The sequence below is a fragment of the Pseudomonas sp. LAIL14HWK12:I1 genome (assembly GCF_003202095.1).
GTDB classification, from domain to species: domain Bacteria; phylum Pseudomonadota; class Gammaproteobacteria; order Pseudomonadales; family Pseudomonadaceae; genus Aquipseudomonas; species Aquipseudomonas monteilii.
In genome coordinates this window covers 273,227-296,089 of sequence record NZ_QJKG01000003.1, presented here as the reverse complement: position 1 = coordinate 296,089, position 22,863 = coordinate 273,227, and the positions used below count along the sequence as shown (strand labels likewise).

Below are 22,863 nucleotides of genomic sequence, written 5' to 3'. Positions count from 1 at the left end.
CAGGAATTCTACCCATGCCTCGTCTTCTTCTACTTGCCGGAGTGCTCATGTCCCTGACCCTCAACGCCCACGCCGACGGCATCAAGCGCGTCGCGCCACCTGGCTCGAACTTCCCCATCTCGCAACTGGTCACGGTGCCGGCCGGCAGTCAGCTGACCTTCATCAGCGGCACCCTGCCGGATGTAGCAGACCCCAAGGCGCCCAAGGGCAGCGTCGCGGCCCTGGGTAATACCGAAACACAGGCCCGGTCGGTGCTGAAGAAACTGCGCGCAGCCTTGCAGAGCCAAGGCCTGGACCTGGGCGACATCGTCCAGTTGCGGGTGTTCCTGGTGGGCGATCCGGCCAATGGCGGCAACCTCGATTTCGCCGGACTGCAAGCGGCCTACACCGAGTTCTTCGCCACCGCCGATCAACCCCGCACCCCGACCCGCACCGCCTTGCAGGTGGTGGCCCTGCCGTTGCCGGGCGCGCTGGTGGAAATCGACGCTATCGCGGCCAAGGCGCCCTGAGCGCGCCACCCCGCCCAACAAGGAACTGCGTGCATGAAGCAAGTCTTTACCTCTGCCTCGTTACTCCCCATGGCCCTCGCCGCGGGGCTGCAAACTACCCCGACACTGGCCGATGAACCCAGTGCCCAGGCCCTGGGCACGGTGATCGTCACCGGCAACCGTGGCGCCGAGAAGCGCACCGTCACCACAAGCCCCGTGCCGATCGACGTGATCAGCGCCAAGCAATTGCAGGAGACCGGCAAGCCCGGCCTGATGGAAGCCCTGAGCGCCAGCGTGCCCTCGCTCACCCTGCCGGAAAAGACCGGCTGGGACGCCAGCGGCATGGCCCGCGCGCCAAACCTGCGCGGGCTCAATGCCGCCCAGGTGCTGGTGCTGGTCAACGGCAAGCGCCGCCACACCAGCGCCACCCTGAACATCAGCGGCATCAACGCCGGTGCTGCGCCCAGCGACCTGGACCTGATCCCCATCAGCGCCATCGACCATGTGGAGGTGCTGCGCGACGGCGCCGCCGCGCAGTATGGCTCGGACGCCATCGCCGGGGTGATCAACGTGATCCTCAAGGCCGATACCAGCGGTACCGCTGTGACGACTGCCGGCCAGGGCTACGACGGCAAGAAGCAGACCGTGCAGCAAAGCCTGAACAAGGGTTTCGAGATCGGCCGTGACGGCATCCTGCAGCTGGCGATGGATGCGCGCAGCCAGAACGACGACAACAAGGCCAGTGCCAACGGCTACAGCCAGGCCGAAGCGCTGGACCGCGCCGGCAAGGTCACCTACGGCGGCTACGGCACGCCGAAGATCAACCTGCTGACCCTGGGCTACAACGCCGAACTGCCCCTGCAAGACGACCTGACCCTGTATTCGTTCAGCACCTGGTCGTACCGCAAGGCCGAGCAGGGCCAGAATTTCCGTCTGCCGACCATCGCCAACACCATCACCACCGGGCCCAATGGGCGCCCGTCCGGCTACACGCCCACCTGGTACATCGAAGAGCACGACTACCAGGCAGCGTTCGGTGCCAAGGGCCTGGCCGGCGAATGGGACTGGGACCTGTCGAGCACCTACGGGCGCAACGAAGCCGCCCAAGGCACCTGGAATAACCAAAACCCTTCGCTGGGCGAGGCGACGCCCAACCACTTCGAGTCCGGCACCTGGGTCAGCTCGCAACTGACCAGCAACCTCGACCTGCACCGCAGCTTCGAGGTGGGGCTGAGCAAGCCGCTGGACTTCTCGTGGGGCCTTGAACAGCGCCGCGACACGTATCAGGTGCAAGCCGGCGACTGGGCCAGTTGGGCCGACGGCGGTTACTGCCCCACCCCAGGCAACTGCGCCGCCTCCGGCGCCCAGGTGACCAACGGCATCTCACCGGCCGAGGCTACCAGCGCGAGCCGCAACAGCTACGCCGGCTTCCTGGATGTGGGCTTCAACCCGTTGCCGCAGTGGTACTGGGGCGCAGCGGTGCGCTACGAGCACTACGACCGTGGCATCGGCGCCACCCGCAGCGGCAAGCTCACCACCCGCTACGAGTTCACCCCGGAACTGGCACTGCGGGCTACGGTGAGCAACGGCTTCCGTGCACCATCACTGGCCAACAGCCTGTTCAGCGCGCGCTCCACCACCTATGGTGTGGTCAATGGCGTGTATCAGTCGATCAACTACGGCGTACTGCCGGTGGACTCGGCGGCGGCCAAGGCGTTAGGAGCCGAAGCGCTCAAACCTGAAAAATCCACCAACTACAGCCTCGGCCTGACCTGGCAACCCAGCGACCGCCTGGCCTTCACCGCCGATGCCTACCTGGTCAACGTGCGCGACCGCATCACCCTCACCGGCACCCTGCTCGGCCCGGAAGTCACTCAGGCATTGCTGGACAACGGCATCGACTCGACCTCCGGCGGGCAGTACTTCACCAACGGCGCCGACACCCGCACCAAGGGCCTGGACCTGGTGGGCAGCTACGACCAGGATCTAGGCAGCGCCGGCACCGTGAAGTGGACCGCAGCGTTCAACTGGAACGACACCGAGATCCTCGATTACCAGCAAAGCGTGAACATTCTCGGCGCCCCCTACACGCTGATGGACCGCCAGGCCCGCAACCTGCTCACCGAGGTGCAGCCGCACACCAAGCTGATCCTGGGCGGCAACTGGCGGCTGGACCGCTACCGGGTCAACCTGGGGCTGACGCGCTATGGCTCGTGGCGCGAGGTCAACGCCGCCAATGATCGCTCGCTGGACCGCGAGTACAAAGCGCGCTGGATCACCGACCTGGACGTGGGCTACCAGCTGACCAAGGACCTGGAGCTGGCGGTGGGCGCACGTAACCTGTTCGATGTGTACCCCGAGCGCCAGGCACCGAGCAGCAAGACCATGGTCAAGGGGTATGGGGTGTACTCGCCGTATGGGTTTACCGGGGGGTATTACTTTGGGCGGGTGACATACAACTTCTGAAAAGGGGGGCTGCGTTGCAGCCCCGGCGATCTACCGGCTAAAACGCGGAATCGACAGCCCCAGGCTCTCGCGCAAGGTGCTGCCTTCATACGCCGTGCGATACACCCCACGCTCCTGCAACAGCGGCACCACCTCCTCGGTAAAGCGACGGAACTGCCCCGGATGCCCTATATAAATGTTGAACCCATCCAAAGCCCGCGCCTCGAACCATTCGGCCATCTTCGCCGCTACCGTCTGCGCGGAACCTACGAACGCGCCGGGACGCAACTGGCGACCGAACTCCACCGCCTGGCGCAGGCTAAAGCCTTTGTCCCGCGCCTGGTCGGCGATGCGCTTGGCATTGGTGAAGAAGCTGCTGCGGGCATACTCCAGGCTCTCTTGCGGGAATGGGGCGTCAAGCTCGTACTGGCTGAAGTCGTGCCAGCCGAAATTGCGCCCGAACTCCTTGAGCGCCAGCTCGAAGCTGTGATCGGCCTGGTGATAGTGCCGTTCGATCTCACGGGCGTGCTCGTCAGTATCCCCCACGTAGATCTCCGCGCCCGGCAGCACAAGCAACTGCTCCGGATCACGCCCCAGGCGTGCCGCGCGGCCCTTGACGTCACGGTAGAACGCCTGGCCCTGCTCGATGCTGGCGGCATGCGTGAACACCACATCGGCGGTGGCCGCACCCAGGTCGCGACCCTGCTCGGAGTCGCCGGCCTGGAAGATCACAGGCTGGCCCTGGGGCGAGCGCTGGATGTTCAGCGGCCCCACCACCGAAAAGTGCTCGCCCTTGTGGTTCAGCCCGTGCAGCTTGGCGGGGTCGAGAAAGCGGCCGCTAGCGCGGTCACGGGGGAAGGCGTCGTCCTCGTAGGAGTGCCATAGCCCCTGTACCACTTGCACATGCTCCTGAGCCCGGGCGTAGCGGGTGTCGTAGTCGTAGTGTTCGTCCAGCCCGTAGTTGCCGGCGGTGCCGGCATCACCACTGGTGACCACGTTCCAGCCGGCGCGGCCCTTGCTGATCAGGTCCAGCGAAGCGAGCCGGCGGGCGACGTTGTACGGGGCGTTGTAGGAGGTGGTGAGGGTGCCGACCAGGCCGATATGGCGGGTGCTCACGGCCAGGGCCGACAGCAGGGTCAGCGGCTCCAGGCGGTTGAGGTAGTGCGAGGGGGAGCCAGGGGTGATGAACTGGCTGTCGACGATGAACATCAGGTCGAACAGCGCAGCCTCGGCCTGGCGGGCGATGTCGATGTACCAGTCGATGTTGACGCTGGCGTCCGCCGGCAGTTCGGGGTCCAGCCACAGGTTGTGCCGGCCGGGGCCGCCGCAGCCCATGGTCAGGGCGCCGAGTTTGATTTTGCGTTGGGTCATGGGGGGAGTCCTTTGCAATCAAGGGGAGGCCTTCGCGGGCAAGCCCGCTCCCACAGGGATCTGCGCTTGCCTATGGGAGCGGGCTTGCCCGCGAAGAAGCCAGCGCAGAGCTTCAGTGCTGGCTGACAGCCGGCTGCTCGATAGCCGCACCAAACGAGGTATCGAACAAGCTGCTGGCCGGATACGTCTGGATCAGCCCGAGCCCGGCGAAGAAGTCCACGGTTTTCTGCGCGTCGACGATCACCTGCGGGTTCAGCGGCGCAAGGTCAGTGCGCGCACGGGCGAACCAGGCGCGGGCGATGTCGCGGTCAGCGCGGGTGCGCTTGGCCCAGGCGTCGGCGTAGGCCTCGGTGTGGGCCGGGTCGCTCAGGGTCCAGTCGCGGGCTTTTTTCAGCCGTTGCAGAAAGTCGGCGATCTGCGTGCGCTTGGCGTCCACCGCTTTGGCGTTGGCCACCACGAAACTCTGCGCCGGTATTACGCCTTCGGCAGTGGCCAGTACGCGGGCGCCCTGGCGTTCTTGCTGGGTAACGTAGGGCTCCCAGGTGGCGATCACGTCCACCGAGCCGCCATCCAGGGCGTGGGAAGCGTCCAGCGCGCTGAGGTAACGCAGCTCCAATGCATCACGCGGTACGCCGGCCTTGTCCAAGGCGCTGAACAAAAGTTGCTGGCTCCACGAACCCTTCCAGATCGCCGCGCGCTTGCCACGCAGGTCTTGCAGGCTGTGTATCGACGAATCCTTGCGCGCCAGAATCGCCACCCCTTCGAGGTTCTGGCGGCTGACCGCGATCACCTTGATCGGCGCGCCCAAGGCGCCCAAAAACAAGGGCGGTGCATCGCCCAGAAGGCCAATGTCAAGGCTGCCGACGTTGAGCGCCTCGGCCACGGGGGAGCCTGCGGTGAACTGCTTCCACTCCAGCTCATAAGGCAGGTTGTCGAGTACCCCGGCCGCTTCCATCACCGCGCGGGCGTTGTAACTCTGGTCGCCTACGACCAAGGTCTGGGCGGCGGCGGCAAGGCTGAAGGTGGTGGCCAGCACAGTGACGGCCAGTTGCTTGAAGTAACGCACGGGGGTCTCCAGATGCCCGCTTGGGGCACGTCAGGGCCGATCCGCAGGTGCGGTCTCGTGGCAACGGTTTTATATCTTTTAAGTCTTACTCGATCGATTTTTATAATCTATAGATCAATCAAGCCGCTGTGAAATGCGCTTTGGGCATAACCTCATGCCTTCGGCGTAATGCGATTTGAAAGCAGAAACGCTCTGCTGTAAATGCATTATTTGCATATTAGCTTATGATTATTTTGCATTTTGAGAATAGAAACAGGCTTTGCTAGGGTGATATGAAACCTGAACATCGAGCCTGAACCATGAGCCATAACCCGGAGCGCCTGCGCCACTTCATCGACAGCCTGGCCGAGTTGCTCGAACAGCAGCCCGACGAAGCCACCCTTCTCGATCGCGGCCGGGGCCTTCTGGCCAGCCTGGTGGCGCAGGACGACTGGCTACCAGACGACCTCGCCCAGCCCGACCCGCACCGCTACCAGCAGTACCTGTTGCACTGCGACTCGCGCCAACGCTTTTCGGTGGTGAGCTTCGTCTGGGGGCCAGGGCAGCGCACACCCATCCACGATCACCGGGTGTGGGGGCTGATCGGGATGCTGCGCGGCGCCGAATACTCCCAAAACTTCACCCGCGACGCCCAGGGCGCACTGCAGCCCAGCGGCGCACCGGTGCGCCTGGCGCCAGGTCAGGTGGAGGCCGTGTCGCCGCGCATTGGTGACATTCACCAGGTCAGCAATGCCTTCAGTGATCAGGTGTCGATCAGCATCCACGTCTACGGCGGCAACATCGGCGCGGTCAAGCGCGCGGTCTACGCCGAGGACGGCAGCGAAAAAGCGTTCATTTCCGGCTATTCCAATACCCGCCTGCCCAACATCTGGGACCTGTCCAAAGAGAACCCTGCCCCATGAGCACAGTCACCACCCGCCGTTACCAAGACATCCGCCGCGCCCTGCTGGCCCGCGAGGAACTGGCCCTGATCGATGTGCGCGAAGAGGACCCGTTCGCCCAGGAGCACCCGCTGTTCGCCGCCAACTTGGCGCTGTCGAAACTGGAGCTGGAAATCTTCGCCCGTGTGCCGCGACGTGACACCGCCATCACCGTCTACGACGATGGCGAAGGCCTGGCCGCCGTGGCGGCGCAGCGCCTGCTCGCGCTAGGCTACAGCGACGTGGCCGTGCTCGACGGCGGCCTGGCCGGCTGGCGCGCGGCAGGCGGTGAGCTGTTCCGTGACGTCAACGTCCCCAGCAAAGCCTTCGGCGAGTTGGTCGAGAGCGTGCGCCACACCCCCTCGCTGGCCGCCGAGCAGGTGCAGGCGCTGCTCGATGACAAGGCAGACGTGGTGGTGCTCGACGCCCGGCGCTTCGACGAATACCAGACCATGAGCATTCCCGGTGGCATCAGCGTGCCCGGCGCCGAATTGGTGCTGCGGGTGGCCGAGCTGGCGCCGAACCCGGCCACCCAGGTGATCGTCAACTGCGCCGGCCGCACCCGCAGCATCATCGGCACCCAGTCGCTGGTCAACGCCGGCATCCCCAACCCGGTGGCCGCCCTGCGCAACGGCACCATCGGCTGGACCTTGGCCGGGCAGCAGTTGGCTCACGGCCAGGACAAGACCTTCGCCCAGGTGAGCGCCGGCACCCGTGCCAACGCCGCCCGCCAGGCTCGTGCTGTGGCCGACCGCGCCGGCGTGCTGCGCCTGGAGCGCGCCGGGCTTGATGCCTGGCAGGCCGACGCCAGCCGTACCACTTACCTGTTCGATGTGCGCACGCCCGAAGAATACGTTGCAGGCCATCTGCCCGGCAGCCGCAGCGTGCCCGGCGGGCAGCTGGTGCAGGAAACCGACCACGTCGCCAGCGTGCGCGGCGCGCGCATCGTGCTGGTGGACGACGATGGCGTGCGCGCCAACATGAGCGCGTCGTGGCTGGCGCAGATGGGCTGGCAGGTGGCGGTGCTGGACGGGCTGTCGGCGGCTGATTTCAGCGCCGTCGGCGATTGGCAGGCGCCGCTGCCGGAGCTACCCAAGGCCAATGAGATCGGTGTCGAACAGTTGCAAGGCTGGCTGCAGGAAGACGGCACCGTGGTGCTGGATTTCACCACCAGCGCCAACTACGTCAAGCGTCATATCCCCGGTGCGCACTGGGCGATTCGCGCGCAACTGGCCGAAACCCTGGAACGGGTGCCACAGGCCAGTCGCTACGTACTGACGTGCGGCAGCAGCCTGCTGGCACGCTTCGCCGCGCGTGACCTGCAGGCCCTCACCCGCACTCCCGTTTACCTGCTCGAAGGCGGCACCACGCGCTGGATCGCTGCCGGGAAACCGCTGGAAACCGGCGAAACGCAGCTTGCCGTACCACGCAGCGACCGCTACCGGCGCCCCTACGAGGGTACGGACAATCCTCGCGAGGCGATGCAGGGGTATCTGGACTGGGAGTTTGGTCTGATCGCGCAACTCGAGCGCGATGGCACCCATGGGTTCAAGGTGCTCTGAACCTGAACGCAGGGGTTCACGGCAAACCGGTGCCGCCCTGCACACCTTTACGCAGGGCGGCTACGCCGTCACCAACCTCGTGGCGCGCTACGACTTCATCGCTACTGACCGGTAGTTTCCGGTCGGTAGTCGCACGCGGTGCGGACGGTGTTCGCCCAGAGCATGATGGGAACCGCTCAACCCGCCTACCCTGCCTCCCTGTCTAAGGCGTAATCCTTGAAAACTAACCACCCGATCCCATGGGAGCACCGTACGTGCCTATCGACTTCAGACCCGCTCAAGCCTCGGACGCGCACGATATTGCGCGCTTCTTTCAACTGACATCGGAAGGCATGGCCGATTACATCTGGAGCAAGCTTGCCGCACCTGGAGAAGCATTGCTGAGTGTCGGTGCGTCTCGCTATGCCAGGGAACAGGGCGACTTTTCCTACAAAAACTGCCTGATGGCCACTTACGAAGGGCACGTCATCGGCATGATGCACAGCTATGCCTTGCGCGAGACCTCTGACAGGCCGGTCGAGACAGACCCGGTCCTCGCGCCGTATTCCGACATGGAAATACCCGACACCTTGTACATATCCAGCCTGGCCCTGGATGAGGCCTGGCGCAGCCAGGGGCTGGGCGTCCAGTTTCTTCGCCACGCCCAGCAGCGCGCTGAGGACGCTGACCTGGATGGGCTATGCCTGATCGATTATGCAGAAAACCACGGTGCACGCCGTTTCTATGAACGTCACGGTTTTCAAATTGTTAAAACCTGCCAGATCGTTCCGCACCCGATGCTGGGCGTAACCGGTGAAGCCTATTTGATGTATCGCCCCAACCACAACGTGCTCGAGAAAAAACCATGAACAAGAAACTGACCGTGTTCCGCGAACTGGACATTCAACCGGTGCGCGACCTTCCCTTTTTTGAAGAGGTCGTGGAGGGCACCCCTCATACGCTGACGTCCAAGTACTATCACGATGAACAGCAAGGTCGTATTTCCGGAGAGTGGGAAGCCAGTACCGGAGCGTGGCGCATCGACTACAAAGTTTGGGAGTTCTGCCATGTCCTGAGTGGACGCTGTGTCATCGAGCTCGAGGGTTGCGCCCCCACCACATTGGCCGCTGGCGACACGTTCATTATCGAACCGGGCGCCAAGGGCAAATGGACCGTGCTGGAAGACATGAAAAAGAACTTCGTGATCCTCTTGCCCGCGAACTGAGCACAGGGTCACGTTTCATCGAGCGCAGCGTAAGGACAGTTTGCATGCTTGCCTGCTGGCGGCGCTCGAATGTTGTTCGGCAGGCCACAACAGCCCTCTAACTCTCAGTGTCCGCTTGGATTGGGAGCGGTCACTTGCGAGCCGCACCTTTCACGCGGATGCCGCCAGTCCAGGAAATAGGGTTGCCTGGCACGGGTTACGCCCGTACTTGCGGGTCAAGCCCGCACTGATACCTGGTACCTTCAAGGCGTGCTTCAAACGCCTGGAGCCCTGCGTATATCTGTTGTAGCCCAGTGATTTGCCCCAGCACTTCGCGTTTCTTGTCGGCAATGGCCTTGCCCGCCAACTCCCACGGCAAATCAGCACCCTGATGCCTCGGCAGAATCGCCTGCAGTTCCTTCAGTTTGAAACCCAACTGCTGCGCGCATTTGATGAACGTCAGCAGCTCGACACTCTGCTGGTTGTAAACGCGGTACTGCCCCTGGCGCTCGGGCGGCGGCAACAGGCCAATCGCTTCATAGTGGCGGATGGTCTTGACCGTGGTGCCCGACAGTTGGGCGGCTTTGCCGATGTACATGAACGTCCTTTTCATAAGTGGGCGGCGCATCATTGCACGGCGCCAGCGGTTCGGGAACCTCATAGGCGCAGGTCAGCCGGCGATGCTTCGTGCCTGTTGGAGCCAGGTTTCGCGCCGCCGCGCGCTGGAGCCGAGCAGCGGACCGAACATCAGGGTACGCAGCGGTCTGATACCGCAAAACTGTAACGTGGTCTTGCGCACTTGGTGAAGGCCAGGCATGCGATACACCCAACGGTAGTACCACGGCGGTGTATCCATCGTCACCAGCAAATGCGCCGTACGGCCCTTGAGCAGTTGCTCGGGGAAAGCCTTGCCTGCCCTATACCGGAACGCGAAACCGGGCAAGAACACGCGGTCGAAAAAGCCTTTCATCAATGCAGGGATACCGCCCCACCAAATGGGGTAGATAAAGGCTAAGTGCTCGGCCCAGGTGATGTCGGCCTGAGCCCTGAGCAGGTCGGGCTCCAATGGCTGCGCTTGCCGGTAGCCGCTGCGCAGCACCGGGTCGAAGCTCAAGGTATCAAGCCGTAACACCCTTACATCATGGCCGGCAGTTCTGGCCGCCTCGACATAACTCTCGGTCAGCGCTGCACAGAAACTCTCGCCTGACGGGTGCCCCAGCACCACGAGTACTCGTTTGCTCATCATCACTTCATCCTGAACAGAAAGCGTGCAGGGTAAAGTCTGCCCCTAACGGGAGAGTCAACTGCTCAGGCTTTATCCCTGCCATGCGTATCCAGTCAATCGCTTGTGCATGGGTGTGCAGGCCAGCTCAAGCCCTGAAGGCAAGGTGTAGATTCCTTCAGCCTCCCGCTGATAACCACATCGACGGTAGAACGTAGTGGCATTGGGGACATGCTCACGCTCCTTGTCACGGGTGATCATGACCGGAGCCTGAAAAAGCCCCGCCCCATTAGTGGCGGGGCTTAGGGTTACGTCAGGATTTACGCGCGCAACGTCCTATGGCCCGCCCAAGGCGGTCATCATCGGATGCTTCATCAAGGGTGTCAGATTTGGGGGCGGGTAAACCTAGCGCAGCGCAGCCAAAACGCTCCCCGCGTCGCTGACCTCGAACTTGCCAGGCGCTTCCACCGCTACGTGCTGGACGATCAGGTCGTCGACCACCATGGCATAACGCAGCGAACGGCGCCCAAGCCCGCGGGCCGAAAGGTCCTGGATCAAGCCCAGTGCGTCGCTGAACTCGCCATTGCCATCGCCGATCATCTTCACCGCATCGCCCACCTGCAGGCTGTTACCCCAGGCATTCATGACAAAGGCATCGTTTACCGAAACACAGAAAATTTCGTCAATGCCAGCCGCGAACAACGCTTGCGCCTGCGCTACGTAACCCGGAACGTGGCGTTCGGAGCACGTGGGCGTGAACGCGCCAGGCAAGCCGAAAATAACCACTTTTTTCTGCTTGCAGCGGTCGCGAACAGAAAAGGCATTCGGGCCGATCGCGCAGACGCCAGCATCGTTGTTGTATTCGTAAAGGGTAACGTCGGGCAGTTGATCGCCAGTCTTGATCATCGTTGTCTCCGGCATCAGGTGATGATTGAGCAAACCATGATGCCGCAGTCTGATCGAAATGTCCGGGGTTGCCGTACCGGATTGATTACCCTGTCAGCGGGCCAGTATCGCCTGATGATGGTCGATCGAAGGCACAGCGTCCTGAACGCGCCGAGCCGTCAGCCATTCGCGCATTCGCGCAGTATCGAAAATCTGCCCCTCCTCCATCATGGTCAGGATGAGCGTTTGGGACATTCGGTAACATCCACATCGGGAACAACACCGCGCTTCCCATCCGTGGGCGCATTCGACAGTTTCAGCCTGCCCTGCGCAGATCAGACAACTCATGTAAGCCCCCTTTTATTGTTCTTCCATGAAGGGTGGTTGCAAAGGCAAAAGAATAGTATGGCTTTGGATTGACATGAGATTTTCGTGCCAAGTCCAGAAATACCTTCAGCGCGCTTGAGAACCAGGCATGGCCCGAGGAGCGTTCATCAACTGAACAGGCTGTCATCCAAGGGCTCGCTCGGCGCGTCCATCAGGCACACGCCTGCTACTGGCCATGACACCCATCATGAGCAACGCTAAAAAACCTGTGAATTATCTTCAATACCTTTCATGTAGACGCCCTGCTTAAACTACGTCCTGATCATGCATCAGCATAAAGTTTGTTGAGCGAAGGCCCCAGAAGGTGCAACTGGACAGCACTGGAAGTGCTCGACCTCAAACATCAGGACACCGCGCACCATGAATACAGCACCTACATTCAGCCTCAAACGCATTGCCTTCGACGAACATTATCACCCTGCCGATAACACCCGCCTTACCACCAATTTCGCCAATTTGGCGCGGGGGGCGAACCGCCAGGAAAACCTGCGCAACACCTTGACGATGATAAACAACCGCTTCAACGCCCTGGCGCATTGGGATAATCCCGACAATGACCGCTACCACGTCGAGCTCGAAATCATCTCGGTGGAAATGAACATGGAAGCCGAACAGCACGGCACTACCCTGCCGTTGATAGAAATACTGAAAACCCATATTGTCGACCGCACGAACAATACCCGCATCGAGGGCATGGTAGGCAATAACCTTTCCTCGTACGTTCGCGACTACGACTTCAGTGTCCTGTTGCTGGAGCACAACAAGCATCGGGCAACCTTCAGCACGCCCGAGCACTTTGGCACGCTGCACGGCAACCTGTTCAAGTGTTTCGTAAATTCGCCAACCTACCAGCAGCACTTCAAAAAACCGCCGGTTATCTGCCTGAGTGTGTCGAGCAGCAAAACCTACTACCGCACCGAAAACCAGCACCCTGTACTGGGCGCTGAATACCAGCAGGATGAATACTCGCTGACGGACGAATACTTCAAAAAAATGGGTTTGAAGGTTCGCTATTTCATGCCACCGGACAGTGTTGCCCCGTTGGCATTCTATTTTGCCGGTGACTTGCTCGCGGATTACACCAACCTTGAGCTGATCAGCACCATCAGCACCATGGATACCTTCCAGAAGATCTACCGCCCCGAAATCTACAATGCCAACTCTGCAGCCGGCAAGGCCTACCAGCCCAGCCTGAAGCACCAGGACTACTCGCTCACGCGTATTGTCTACGATCGGGATGAACGCAGCCGGCTGGCGATCGAACAGGGGAAATTTGCCGAGGCGAACTTTGTCAAACCCTACCAGGCCACGCTTGAGCAATGGTCCGCTCAATACACCCGTTGAATCATTCAAAGTACAAGGTCATCGCTCATGAACACGCTACTCCCCACGTCCACTGCCGGCAGCCTGCCTAAACCGTCCTGGCTTGCCCAACCTGAAACACTCTGGTCACCGTGGAAGTTACAAGACGCGCAGCTTATCGAAGGCAAACAGGATGCCCTGCGCCTGGCCTTGCAAGAACAACAACACGCCGGTATCGACATTGTCAGTGATGGCGAACAAACACGTCAGCACTTCGTCACCACCTTTATCGAGCACCTGAGTGGTGTTGATTTCGAACAGCGGGAAACCGTTAGAATCCGCGATCGCTACGACGCGAGCGTGCCAACCGTGGTGGGTGCTGTCGCTCGACAGAAACCCGTATTTGTCGAAGATGCCAAGTTCTTGCGCCAACACACTACGCAGCCGATAAAGTGGGCGCTGCCTGGCCCCATGACCATGATCGATACCTTGTACGACACCCACTATAAAAGCCGCGAGAAACTGGCCTGGGAATTCGCCAGGATTCTCAATCAGGAAGCCCGGGAACTGGAAGCGGCCGGTGTTGACATCATTCAGTTCGACGAACCGGCATTCAATGTCTTCTTCGACGAAGTGAATGACTGGGGCGTGGCCACCCTGGAAAGGGCCATTGAAGGCCTCAAGTGCGAAACAGCCGTCCATATCTGCTATGGCTATGGCATCAAAGCCAATACTGACTGGAAAAAGACACTGGGTTCGGAATGGCGGCACTATGAGCAAGCCTTCCCCAAACTGCAACAGTCCGGCATCGATATCATCTCGCTGGAATGCCATAACTCGCATGTTCCAATGGACCTGATCGAGCTGATTCGCGGCAAGAAAGTCATGGTCGGCGCCATTGATGTGGCCAGCCATGCCATTGAAACACCGGAGCAGGTTGCCGACACCCTGCGCAAGGCATTGCAGTTCGTCGATGCCGACAAACTCTACCCGTGTACCAATTGCGGTATGGCACCGCTGCCTCGTCAGGTAGCCAGCGGCAAGCTCAAGGCGTTGAGTGCAGGCGCAGCAATCGTGCGCCAGGAACTCGTCAACGCACGCTGAAGCCTGTGCAGACAAAAGCCCCAAATTGAGCTGACCCGTATTTTACCCATGATCGATTTACGCCACCTGCGAACCCTCCACGCACTGCGTGAAACCGACAGCCTGCACGAGGCCGCCGAGCGCCTGCACCTGACCCAATCAGCCCTGTCGCACCAGTTCCGCGACATGGAAGAGCGTATCGGCATGCCGCTGTTCGTGCGCAAATCCAGGCCGGTGCGCTTCACCAGTGCGGGGCTGAAACTGTTGCAGCTGGCCGACCAGGTGTTGCCGCAAATCCGCAGTACCGAACGGGACCTTGGCAAGCTGGCCGGGGGCTCGGCCGGGCGGCTGCACATCGCCATCGAATGCCACAGCTGCTACCAGTGGCTGATGCCTTGCGTGGATGAATTTCGCAGCGCCTGGCCAGAGGTGGAACTGGACCTCGCCTCCGGTTTTTCCTTCGCACCACTGCCAGCCCTGGAGCGCGGCGACCTGGACCTGGTAGTCACTTCCGACCCGGTAACACTGCCGGGCATCAGCTATGTGCCGTTATTCGCTTATGAGGCACTGCTGGCCATCGACAACCACCACGCCCTGCGCGACAAGCCTTACCTGGAACCTTCCGATATCGCCCACCAGACGCTGATCACCTACCCGATCGAACGCACTCGTCTGGATATTTTCACCCGCTTTCTCGACCCGGCCGACGTCGAGCCGGCACAGGTACGCACCTCGGAACTGACCGTGATGATGATGCAGCTGGTGGCGTCCGGGCGCGGCGTCTGCAGCCTGCCCAACTGGGCAGTGCATGAGTACAGCTCGCGTGGCTATGTAACCGCCAAGCGCCTTGGCGAACATGGCTTGCAGGCCAGGCTCTACGCTGCACTGCGCAGTGACATGCTGGAAGTGCCATACGTGAGTGATTTTCTGCTCACCGCCAAGGACATCTCCTTCACCACGCTGGCAGGTGTCAGCGTGGCGTCAGGGCCCGTACGCTGACAACTGCGCGGCCTTGGCGGACCACGCCCCAGTTCGGGTCAAAATCGGTAACGGGGTTCAAAGCGCCCTTTTTTGATGCACGCCTGGCTGTCGGCCCGGCGTTGCTCACTCGCAGCTAAAGCAAACACCGGCCCGTACTGACACGAATTACCCGCCCACATCCCGTGTTTCGCGGCGCTTCCCCCTAAACATCCCCGCTGCACTGCGTTTTCGGCACCTTCATTGCAATGCTTGTTGTGGTCACCGCACAGGTGATCAATCGCAACCGAGGCTCACGCGAGACACGGCACCCACCGACCCCAGCAAGGCAGCACCCTGAAAAACGCAGATGAACCGCAATGAAGCTGCCGGCAACGGCGGCAAGGAGTGGGTATGTCCCGGGCTTTTTTCAATGAAATGTACGAAGCGAACGGCAGTTGCCGCCCGCATTACCAGGAGTTCGCCCGCTGGCTGGCGAACACACCGCTGGAGCTGCTGGAGCAGCGCCGACGTGAAGCGGACCTGTTGTTCCACCGTGCCGGCATCACCTTCACCCTGTACGGCGACAGCCAGGACACCGAACGCCTGATCCCCTTCGATATCATCCCGCGCAGCATCCGCGCCAGCGAGTGGCGCACGGTCGAGCGTGGCTGCATACAGCGTGTGCAGGCGCTTAACCTGTTCCTGCAGGACATCTACCACGACCAGCGCATCCTCAAGGCCGGTATCATCCCGCCCGAGCAGGTGCTGGCCAACGAGGGCTACCAGATCGCCATGCAGGGCCTGGACCTGCACCGAGGGCTGTATGCCCACATCGCCGGTGTCGACCTGGTGCGCGATGGCGATGGCAGCTACTTCGTGCTGGAAGACAACCTGCGCACCCCCAGCGGCGTCAGCTACATGCTCGAAGACCGCAAGATGATGATGCGCCTGTTCCCTGAGCTGTTTGCCGCCCAGCGTATCGCCCCCATCGACCACTACCCCAACCTGCTGCTGGACACACTCAAGAGCGCCAGCCCGCTGGACAACCCCACGGCCGTGCTGCTCACCCCCGGCCGCTTCAACAGCGCCTATTTCGAGCATGCGTTCCTGGCCCGGGAAATGGGCATCGAGCTTGTGGAAGGCGCAGACCTGTTCGTGCGTGACGAGCATGTCTACATGCGCACCACCGCCGGCCCGCAGCAGGTCGATGTGATCTACCGCCGCCTGGACGACGACTACCTCGATTCGCTGTCGTTCAACCCGGACTCGATGCTCGGTGTGCCGGGGCTGATCTCGGTGTACCGCGCCGGCAATGTGGTACTGGCCAACGCCGTCGGCACCGGCGTGGCCGACGACAAGTCGATCTACCCCTATGTCGACGACATGATCCGCTACTACCTGGGCGAAGAGCCGATCCTGAACAACGTGCCCACCTGGCAGTGCCGCAAGCCTGCTGATCTGTCCCACGTCCTGGCCCACCTGCCCGAACTGGTGGTCAAGGAAACCCAGGGCTCCGGCGGCTATGGCATGCTGGTTGGGCCGGCATCGACCCGTGCCCAGATCGAAGACTTCCGCGCGCGCATCAAAGCCCGCCCGCACGCCTATATCGCCCAACCCACCTTGTGCCTGTCCACCTGCCCGACCTTTGTCGACAGCGGCATCGCGCCACGCCACATCGACCTGCGCCCGTTTGTGCTTTCGGGCAGTGAAACCCGCCTGGTGCCCGGCGGCCTGACCCGCGTGGCGCTGAAGGAAGGCTCGCTGGTGGTCAACTCGTCGCAAGGCGGCGGTACCAAGGACACCTGGGTGGTGGAGGACTGAACCATGCTTTCGCGAACCGCTTCCGACCTGTACTGGATGTCGCGCTACCTGGAGCGTGCAGAAAACCTCGCGCGCATGCTTGAGGTCAGCTATTCGCTGTCGTTGATGCCCCAGGCCGGGCGCAGCGATGGCCATGCCGAGCTGGCGATGTCGCTGCTGGCATCCGGCACGCTGGACGACTACATCCGCCGGCACACCGAGCTCGACACCGAGCGCATGCTGCACTTCTTCGCCCTCGACGCGACCAACCCCAGCAGCATCTATTGCTGCCTGCAGGCCGCCCGCACCAATGCCCATGCGGTGCGTGGCCGCATCACCGCCGACATGTGGGAAAACATCAACGCCACCTGGATCGAGATGCGCAATATCGCCAGCAATGGCCTTGGCCGCTATGGCATCAGCCAGTTCTGCGACTGGGTCAAGGAGCGCTCGCACCTGTTCCGTGGCGCCACCTCCGGCACCATCATGCGTAACGATGCCTACAGCTTCATTCGCCTGGGCACCTTCCTGGAGCGGGCGGACAACACCCTGCGCCTGCTCGATGCGCGCTATGAAATGTTCGGCGAAACCTCCGAAGAGGTGAGCGACGATTCCGCCCGTGGTTATTACCAGTGGAGCGCCTTGCTGCGTGCGCTGACCTCGTATGAAGCCTTCAACGAGATCTATCGCGCCGCCCCCAGCGCGCGGCCGGTGTCCGAGCTGCTGCTGTTGCGGGTGGATGTTCCACGCTCGCTGCATGCCTGCATCGAGGAACTGGACCTGATCCTGGCCGGTCTGCCGGGCAGTAGCGGGCGCGCCGCCCAGCGCATGGCCGCCGAACTCAACGCGCGCCTGCGCTACACCGCCATCGATGAAATCCTCGATGCAGGGTTACACCCCTGGCTGAGCGACTTCATCGGCCGCGTCAACCAACTGGGCCAGGCGGTCCATCACTCCTACCTGGAGGTTGTATGAAACTGTCCATTCGCCACGACACCACCTACAGCTATGCCAGCGATGTCAGCAACAGCATCCAGTTCCTGCGCCTGACGCCGCGCAGCAGCGCACGCCAGCGTATCAATGAATGGCAACTGGGCCTGCCCTGCAAGGTCAAGAGCCAGATCGACCCGTACGGCAACATCCTGCATGTGCTGACCCTGGACAAACCCCACGGCCACCTGGCGCTGACTGCCAGCGGGCAGGTAGAGATCGACCCGGACTGCGAGCAGGAGGCCGAAAGCCAGTCTCCCCTGCCATTCCTGCGTGTCAGCCGCCTGACCCAGGCCGATGACACACTCAAGGCGTTCGCCACCCGGCAATGTGGCCAGCACCGCGACCGGGCGGCACTGACGGGGCTGATGCAAGGCTTGGCCGAGCACATGCCCTACAGCCCCGGGGCCACTTCGGTGGGTACCACCGCGATCGAAGCATTCAACGGCGGCGCCGGGGTGTGCCAGGACCACACCCACGCCTTCCTGGCCTGCGCCCGCAGCCTGGGGGTGCCGGCACGCTACGTTTCGGGCTACCTGTGCACCGAGGACGAGCAGCACCTGGCCAGCCACGCCTGGGCAGAAGCCTGGATCGACGACGCCTGGTACAGCTTCGACATCACCAACCGCCTGACGCGGCCAGACCGTCACCTGAAGCTGGCGGTTGGCCTGGACTACCTCGATGCCTGCCCGGTCCGGGGCGTGCGCCGCGGCGGCGGTATCGAATCGATGCAGGCCAGCGTTCACGTACACCGCCAGTGACACGTTTGCTGCAGGCCGGTCTTGCCGCGCAGGTGCGGCAAGACCACTCCATACCCAATACAAGGGAAACCGCATGACTTATTGTGTTGCCATGCACCTTGAGGACGGGCTTGTCTTCATCAGCGATTCACGCACCAACGCCGGCATTGACCAGATCTCCACCTTTGCCAAGTTGTTCGTGTTCAGCGTGCCGGGCGAGCGGCTGATCGTGCTGCAGACCGCCGGCAACCTGGCAACCTCGCAGTCGGTGGTGAACCTGCTGCAGCAACGCAGCCAGGGCAGCGGCCCTCACCTGCTGAACGTTGCCACGCTTTACGATGCAACGGTGCTGGTCGCCGACACCCTGCGCGAAGTGGTCAACCGTGACCGCAGCAAGCTTACGGGCGACATCGACCTGAGCAGTTCATTCATTGTCGGCGGCCAGATAGCCGGCGCCCCCATGGCCATCTACAACGTCTACGCGCAGGGCAATTTCTTCCAGGCCACGCCAGACACCCCGTTCCTGCAACTGGGCGAAAGCAAGTACGGGCGGCCTATTCTCGACCGCAACCTGCAATACCAGACGCCACTGGATGAAGCGTTGCGTTGCGGCCTGATTTCGTTCGATTCCACCATCCGCAGCAACCTGTCGGTGGGCATGCCGCTGGACTTGCTGGTGTATCGCAAAGGCAGCCTCGAAAGCATGACGCGCAAGCGCATCACCAACGAGGATGCCTATTATCAGCAGATTCGCAGGCAGTGGAGTGATGGGTTGAAGCGGTTGTTGGCGGAGCTGCCTGCACCGCCTTATGGCTGAATGAACACACGGCTCGAAACATCTGCTGCCTGTGCAGGCCTCTTCGCGGGCAAGCCCGCTCCCACAAGTACTGCGCATAACCTGAAGGCTGCGATGATCTTGTGCATGCTGTGAGGAGTCATCGTTTGAGTCTCACCGGCCACTGAGCTCTAATTGGGCGAATACTGCGCTACTGGTGAAACCATGATTCACGGAAAAACCCTGGAAGCCTGGCAAAAAAGCCACCCGATCATCGCCGACCTGGTTGCCCTGAAAGAAACCAGCTGGTTCAACCCTGGTATCGCCAAGGCTGCCGAAGCCCTGCACGACGTAGGTCTGACGGCTGACGACGTGCAAGCGACAAGCGCGCGATTGCAGCGTTTCGCACCCTACCTGGCCACTGTGTTCCCTGAAACGGCAGCTGCCGGCGGGGTGATCGAGTCGCACATCACCCCGCTGCCGCAGCTTCGCCAACGGCTTATCGAGGAAGGCTCACTGCAAAACGTGGGCAGCCTGTGGCTCAAGGCTGACAGCGACTTGCCTATCTCCGGATCCATCAAGGCCCGGGGCGGCATTCATGAAGTGCTCAAGCACGCCGAAGACCTGGCCTTGGCGGCCGGTTTGATCACCCCGTCGGATGACTACACCAGACTGGCCAACGATGAGGCCCGCACATTCTTCAGCCAGTACAAGATCGCCGTGGGCTCGACCGGCAACCTGGGCCTGTCGATTGGCATCATGAGTGCCAAGCTGGGCTTCCAGGTGAGCGTGCACATGTCGTCTGACGCTAGGCAATGGAAGAAGGACAAGCTGCGCGCCAACGGCGTAACGGTGGTAGAGCACGCCTGCGATTACAGCGTGGCAGTCGAGCAAGGTCGCCAGCAGGCAGCTTCAGACCCCAGCTGTTATTTTGTCGACGATGAAAACTCCCCGCAGCTGTTCCTCGGCTATGCCGTAGCAGCCGAACGGCTGGCACGGCAGTTCGACGAGGCCGGCATCCAGGTGAACGCTGATCATCCATTGTTCGTGTACCTGCCGTGCGGCGTAGGGGGCGGCCCCGGCGGTGTCGCATTCGGGCTGAAGCTGGTGTTCGGCGATGCGGTGCATTGCATCTTTGCCGAACCCACCCACTCCCCGTGCATGCTGCTGGGGGTGTACACCGGCTTGCACGATGAAACCCGTGTGCAGGACTTCGGCATCGACAATATCACCGCCGCCGACGGCCTGGCGGTCGGGCGCCCATCCGGGTTTGTCGGCAAAGCCATGCAACGGCTGATTGATGGTTACTACACCGTGACCGACGAAGAACTGTACCGCTTGATGGCCATCGCCCACGAGCAGGACAGGGTCAAGCTGGAGCCTTCTGCGCTTGCTGGCGTACCTGGCATGGCACGGGTGTTACAGGCAGACGAGTATCTGGCTCGCCAGGGCTTTACCCCAACTCATCTGCAAAATGCCACTCACCTTGTGTGGGGAACGGGCGGCAGCATGGTTCCAGAAACCGAGTTTGAGGCTTATCTGGCGAAAGGCCGCAACCTGTAGGCTACGCTTGTCACGGCCCTTGAATGGGTTGCCTGTACTGGCCTCTTCGCGGGTCCAGGGCGTCACGGTCTTCTGGTTGGTCTGGAAGATCGCCCCCGGCGCCCGCGTTACTCCCCTGCCCTGCACTTCGCGGGTCAGCACGGCAGTGTCGTCGATCCCCGGAAAGCGCGCCCACAGGTACAGGCTTTGCTCCGGCCGGCAGAACACCTCGGCACCTAGTTCGTCCAGCACCCGCAGCCCACCGGCGGTGGCTTCCCGCACCCGGTCCTGCAGGCGCATCAGGTGCCGCAGGAAGTGCCCTTCGCTGAGGATCACATCCGCCGTGCGTTCGCACAGTTCCGAACAACTGGTGTGCAACATCATCTGCAGGTCGGATAATCGTGAGTTATCCGCTGTCGATCTTGTAGTAAAGCGCCGCGAACCGGGTTTGCGGTTCGCGGCATTGCTCAGGCGATCAGCACGGTATACCCGCCAGTGGCCAGACAGGCGCTTGCGTCTCTTTGACCTGGCTGCGTTTTCGCGCCCACTGGGTCAGGCCGGCCATCAAGGCAAAGCCCAGCAGGATCATGACCGGGTAGGCCAACAGCAACTCGGTCAGCGAATATTTCCACGCCAGCGGCCGACCGACACCCAACATCGCCGCATACAACCAGGACACGCCCGACAGCGCGCCGGAAAACAACGCGAACATGCGCACGCCGATATTCAGGTCGAGCAAAGAACCTGCCTTGAGCAAGGCCGGCAATACATAGCGATGCAACAACATGCCATTGAACGTCAACAACAGGACAATAATAATCTTGGCATGAAGTTTAGGGTTGGCAAAATAGCTCATGCCCTTCTCAAGATAATCAATACCAATAACAGCAGCGCCTGTGAGCCACAAGAATATCAAGGCATTGGACACAGACGTTTGCAAACGCGCCATATGTTGACCGTCATGCCCGGCCTGTTTATGACCTTTGAGCAAGTCCCTGACCATCTCGGCATCACTGGCAAACACTAGCCCGATGGCGACACAGCAGGCCAGCAAGTGAACATAAATAACCGACAACCGCACCAGCTCCATGGATTCTTTCTGCCCGAACAGGCTAATAATTGTATTAATCTCCACGACGTCTTCTCCACGTAATGCATTAGCGCTAGAGGGCCTTGCAACAGACGTGCGAACGCGTTGATCGCAACGGCAAGGCCCGATTCATATCGTTAATTGAAACAGCGGATTGTTACTTCACACAGTGGCTCAGCCGTTGAACCTCGGCTGGGCATGGTGTTACTCCATTGTTCAGCGGTAAAAAAAATCCCCATGTGCATCCCTGCGATGCAAATGAGGTTGAACGTCCATTATTACCTGGGGAATGGGGCGAAGTGCAGTTCTGGAGGAATGCACCTGCTGACTAATAGGAGCCGCCAGCAGCAGAATCGTTCACTTCTCGAACACAACCACCGACCAGCGGTATTTAAGACCACATTGATTAGCACCCTAACTTTTTTGCAAGCTGACCGAATGGAAAGTTTTATTACTACGGGATCCAAAACCCCACAGCAGCTTCTGATCGCTCTGGTTCGCTGCTTGCACTCTACTGACCGTCACCCAGGCTCACTTCTGGAGCCGGGGATCGTGACGAAATTGGCACTCAGTGGCCGGCTTGGGAGACGCGTTTGCCTATGGGCCGAAGAACGTCCAGTCAGGCCTACGTCTGCAACATAGATCACTCACGCTCTGAAAAATCGGATCGGCTGTCACCAACACCTGCGCAAGGCCAAGCACTACAAACCATTAAGAATACTGACAACGTCGCCAAGCGAAAACTGGCATTTTTGTCAGTTGTGCCTGATTCGCGCCGGGGAGTACTTTGTGGTAAAACCACAGGAAACTAGGCCTATGTTCAAGTTATATCTTCCCTTGGGAGCAATGCTGATTGCTGCCTCTCTCAGTGGCTGTTCCAATATAAACAAACAATCAACCAACCAATCAATCAATCAATCAAGACGTCATTCAAGCAGTAGACACAGGATGCGGATCGACTGATACCACCACATTCGAAAGTTATATTTCTGGCAACTGGCAATCTGGCCACCCCGTCCAGAAACTACTGATAACATCAGACCCCCAACCCT

At 61.2% G+C, this 22,863-nt stretch carries 21 protein-coding genes and 1 pseudogene; 14 read left to right on the top strand and 8 right to left on the bottom strand.

The features are described 5' to 3' along the window. Window positions 1-14 precede the first annotated feature (14 nt). Together D906_RS10720 and D906_RS10715 are read left to right on the top strand one after the other, a co-directional pair. A complete protein-coding gene (locus D906_RS10720) occupies window positions 15-509 on the top strand; it encodes a RidA family protein (RefSeq protein WP_026020330.1) in 495 nt (164 codons plus the stop codon). A 33-nt stretch (window positions 510-542) separates the two neighbouring features. Continuing rightward, window positions 543-2,954 (top strand): TonB-dependent siderophore receptor, encoded by a 2,412-nt coding sequence (locus D906_RS10715; RefSeq protein WP_027615165.1) that lies wholly within the window; start codon window positions 543-545, stop codon window positions 2,952-2,954. A gap of 30 nt (window positions 2,955-2,984) precedes the next feature. Here the strand turns inward: D906_RS10715 and D906_RS10710 are convergent, their stop codons facing one another. Together D906_RS10710 and D906_RS10705 are read right to left on the bottom strand one after the other, a co-directional pair. Continuing rightward, entirely contained in the window at window positions 2,985-4,304 is a 1,320-nt protein-coding gene (locus tag D906_RS10710; RefSeq protein WP_016714268.1) for an LLM class flavin-dependent oxidoreductase, read from the bottom strand. Between the two features lie 112 nt (window positions 4,305-4,416). After that, window positions 4,417-5,370, bottom strand: a complete 954-nt coding sequence (locus tag D906_RS10705) for an ABC transporter substrate-binding protein (protein WP_025753153.1) — start codon at window positions 5,368-5,370, stop codon at window positions 4,417-4,419. A gap of 299 nt (window positions 5,371-5,669) precedes the next feature. Here D906_RS10705 and D906_RS10700 point away from each other — a divergent pair, with 299 nt between their 5' ends. The 4 genes from D906_RS10700 to D906_RS10685 all read left to right on the top strand — a co-directional run bounded on the left by D906_RS10700 (window position 5,670) and on the right by D906_RS10685 (window position 9,056). Then, complete coding sequence (locus tag D906_RS10700; protein ID WP_027609020.1) at window positions 5,670-6,272, top strand: cysteine dioxygenase; 603 nt, start codon at window positions 5,670-5,672, stop codon at window positions 6,270-6,272. Further along, window positions 6,269-7,852 carry a rhodanese-related sulfurtransferase gene (locus tag D906_RS10695; RefSeq protein ID WP_027615164.1) on the top strand — a complete coding sequence of 528 codons (1,584 nt, stop codon included), beginning with the start codon at window positions 6,269-6,271 and terminating at the stop codon, window positions 7,850-7,852. Before D906_RS10700 ends, D906_RS10695 begins: the two co-directional genes overlap by 4 nt. A gap of 239 nt (window positions 7,853-8,091) precedes the next feature. Then, the gene (locus D906_RS10690; protein ID WP_019099505.1) at window positions 8,092-8,700 is read left to right on the top strand and encodes a GNAT family N-acetyltransferase; all 609 of its coding nucleotides are present in this window, start codon (window positions 8,092-8,094) and stop codon (window positions 8,698-8,700) included. Next, complete coding sequence (locus tag D906_RS10685; protein WP_016714273.1) at window positions 8,697-9,056, top strand: cupin domain-containing protein; 360 nt, start codon at window positions 8,697-8,699, stop codon at window positions 9,054-9,056. The genes D906_RS10690 and D906_RS10685 overlap by 4 nt, the downstream gene beginning before the upstream one ends. Before the next feature lie 196 nt (window positions 9,057-9,252). Here the strand turns inward: D906_RS10685 and D906_RS10680 are convergent, their stop codons facing one another. From D906_RS10680 to D906_RS26605, 4 genes are all read right to left on the bottom strand, one after another. Next, entirely contained in the window at window positions 9,253-9,633 is a 381-nt protein-coding gene (locus D906_RS10680) for a MerR family transcriptional regulator (RefSeq protein ID WP_016714274.1), read from the bottom strand. 72 nt (window positions 9,634-9,705) lie between these two features. Continuing rightward, window positions 9,706-10,281, bottom strand: coding sequence for an NAD(P)H-dependent oxidoreductase (locus D906_RS10675; RefSeq protein ID WP_019099506.1), 576 nt, complete (start codon window positions 10,279-10,281; stop codon window positions 9,706-9,708). A 381-nt stretch (window positions 10,282-10,662) separates the two neighbouring features. Further along, window positions 10,663-11,163 carry a peroxiredoxin gene (locus D906_RS10670; protein ID WP_019099507.1) on the bottom strand — a complete coding sequence of 167 codons (501 nt, stop codon included), beginning with the start codon at window positions 11,161-11,163 and terminating at the stop codon, window positions 10,663-10,665. Window positions 11,164-11,256: 93 nt separating this feature from the next. Next, complete coding sequence (locus D906_RS26605; RefSeq protein WP_016714277.1) at window positions 11,257-11,397, bottom strand: hypothetical protein; 141 nt, start codon at window positions 11,395-11,397, stop codon at window positions 11,257-11,259. Window positions 11,398-11,889: 492 nt separating this feature from the next. Between D906_RS26605 and D906_RS10665 the strand changes: the two genes are divergently transcribed. From D906_RS10665 to D906_RS10630, 8 genes are all read left to right on the top strand, one after another. Continuing rightward, window positions 11,890-12,873, top strand: a complete 984-nt coding sequence (locus D906_RS10665) for a DUF1852 domain-containing protein (protein WP_027615163.1) — start codon at window positions 11,890-11,892, stop codon at window positions 12,871-12,873. Between the two features lie 27 nt (window positions 12,874-12,900). Beyond that, window positions 12,901-13,935, top strand: coding sequence for a methionine synthase (locus tag D906_RS10660; protein WP_025753160.1), 1,035 nt, complete (start codon window positions 12,901-12,903; stop codon window positions 13,933-13,935). Window positions 13,936-13,983: 48 nt separating this feature from the next. After that, a complete protein-coding gene (locus tag D906_RS10655; RefSeq protein ID WP_025753162.1) occupies window positions 13,984-14,913 on the top strand; it encodes a LysR family transcriptional regulator in 930 nt (309 codons plus the stop codon). Between the two features lie 372 nt (window positions 14,914-15,285). After that, on the top strand, window positions 15,286-16,695 hold the full coding sequence (locus tag D906_RS10650; protein WP_027615162.1) for a circularly permuted type 2 ATP-grasp protein: 1,410 nt from the start codon (window positions 15,286-15,288) through the stop codon (window positions 16,693-16,695). Window positions 16,696-16,698: 3 nt separating this feature from the next. Beyond that, window positions 16,699-17,649, top strand: coding sequence for an alpha-E domain-containing protein (locus tag D906_RS10645; RefSeq protein ID WP_025753165.1), 951 nt, complete (start codon window positions 16,699-16,701; stop codon window positions 17,647-17,649). After that, complete coding sequence (locus tag D906_RS10640; RefSeq protein ID WP_025753166.1) at window positions 17,646-18,425, top strand: transglutaminase family protein; 780 nt, start codon at window positions 17,646-17,648, stop codon at window positions 18,423-18,425. The genes D906_RS10645 and D906_RS10640 overlap by 4 nt, the downstream gene beginning before the upstream one ends. A gap of 73 nt (window positions 18,426-18,498) precedes the next feature. Next, the gene (locus tag D906_RS10635; RefSeq protein ID WP_020371278.1) at window positions 18,499-19,221 is read left to right on the top strand and encodes a proteasome-type protease; all 723 of its coding nucleotides are present in this window, start codon (window positions 18,499-18,501) and stop codon (window positions 19,219-19,221) included. Between the two features lie 183 nt (window positions 19,222-19,404). Then, on the top strand, window positions 19,405-20,742 hold the full coding sequence (locus D906_RS10630; protein WP_027615161.1) for a D-serine ammonia-lyase: 1,338 nt from the start codon (window positions 19,405-19,407) through the stop codon (window positions 20,740-20,742). Window positions 20,743-20,790: 48 nt separating this feature from the next. On the opposite strand, the pseudogene D906_RS10625 reads toward D906_RS10630, so the two are convergent. Further along, window positions 20,791-21,120: pseudogene (locus D906_RS10625) on the bottom strand (PLP-dependent aminotransferase family protein); the annotation flags it as partial. A gap of 76 nt (window positions 21,121-21,196) precedes the next feature. After that, the gene (locus tag D906_RS10620) at window positions 21,197-21,811 is read right to left on the bottom strand and encodes a hypothetical protein (RefSeq protein ID WP_025753171.1); all 615 of its coding nucleotides are present in this window, start codon (window positions 21,809-21,811) and stop codon (window positions 21,197-21,199) included. Between the last annotated feature and the right edge of the window lie 1,052 nt (window positions 21,812-22,863).

Bases quoted from the DNA above. Each gene is read 5' to 3' on its own strand.
- D906_RS10720 (WP_026020330.1), top strand. From the start codon at position 15: ATGCCTCGTCTTCTTCTACTTGCCGGAGTGCTCATGTCCCTGACCCTC.
- D906_RS10715 (WP_027615165.1), top strand. From the start codon at position 543: ATGAAGCAAGTCTTTACCTCTGCCTCGTTACTCCCCATGGCCCTCGCC.
- D906_RS10710 (WP_016714268.1), bottom strand. From the start codon at position 4,304: ATGACCCAACGCAAAATCAAACTCGGCGCCCTGACCATGGGCTGCGGC.
- D906_RS10700 (WP_027609020.1), top strand. From the start codon at position 5,670: ATGAGCCATAACCCGGAGCGCCTGCGCCACTTCATCGACAGCCTGGCC.
- D906_RS10695 (WP_027615164.1), top strand. From the start codon at position 6,269: ATGAGCACAGTCACCACCCGCCGTTACCAAGACATCCGCCGCGCCCTG.
- D906_RS10690 (WP_019099505.1), top strand. From the start codon at position 8,092: ATGGGAGCACCGTACGTGCCTATCGACTTCAGACCCGCTCAAGCCTCG.
- D906_RS10685 (WP_016714273.1), top strand. From the start codon at position 8,697: ATGAACAAGAAACTGACCGTGTTCCGCGAACTGGACATTCAACCGGTG.
- D906_RS10680 (WP_016714274.1), bottom strand. From the start codon at position 9,633: ATGTACATCGGCAAAGCCGCCCAACTGTCGGGCACCACGGTCAAGACC.
- D906_RS10675 (WP_019099506.1), bottom strand. From the start codon at position 10,281: ATGATGAGCAAACGAGTACTCGTGGTGCTGGGGCACCCGTCAGGCGAG.
- D906_RS10670 (WP_019099507.1), bottom strand. From the start codon at position 11,163: ATGATCAAGACTGGCGATCAACTGCCCGACGTTACCCTTTACGAATAC.
- D906_RS26605 (WP_016714277.1), bottom strand. From the start codon at position 11,397: ATGTCCCAAACGCTCATCCTGACCATGATGGAGGAGGGGCAGATTTTC.
- D906_RS10665 (WP_027615163.1), top strand. From the start codon at position 11,890: ATGAATACAGCACCTACATTCAGCCTCAAACGCATTGCCTTCGACGAA.
- D906_RS10660 (WP_025753160.1), top strand. From the start codon at position 12,901: ATGAACACGCTACTCCCCACGTCCACTGCCGGCAGCCTGCCTAAACCG.
- D906_RS10655 (WP_025753162.1), top strand. From the start codon at position 13,984: ATGATCGATTTACGCCACCTGCGAACCCTCCACGCACTGCGTGAAACC.
- D906_RS10650 (WP_027615162.1), top strand. From the start codon at position 15,286: ATGTCCCGGGCTTTTTTCAATGAAATGTACGAAGCGAACGGCAGTTGC.
- D906_RS10645 (WP_025753165.1), top strand. From the start codon at position 16,699: ATGCTTTCGCGAACCGCTTCCGACCTGTACTGGATGTCGCGCTACCTG.
- D906_RS10640 (WP_025753166.1), top strand. From the start codon at position 17,646: ATGAAACTGTCCATTCGCCACGACACCACCTACAGCTATGCCAGCGAT.
- D906_RS10635 (WP_020371278.1), top strand. From the start codon at position 18,499: ATGACTTATTGTGTTGCCATGCACCTTGAGGACGGGCTTGTCTTCATC.
- D906_RS10630 (WP_027615161.1), top strand. From the start codon at position 19,405: ATGATTCACGGAAAAACCCTGGAAGCCTGGCAAAAAAGCCACCCGATC.
- D906_RS10620 (WP_025753171.1), bottom strand. From the start codon at position 21,811: ATGGAGCTGGTGCGGTTGTCGGTTATTTATGTTCACTTGCTGGCCTGC.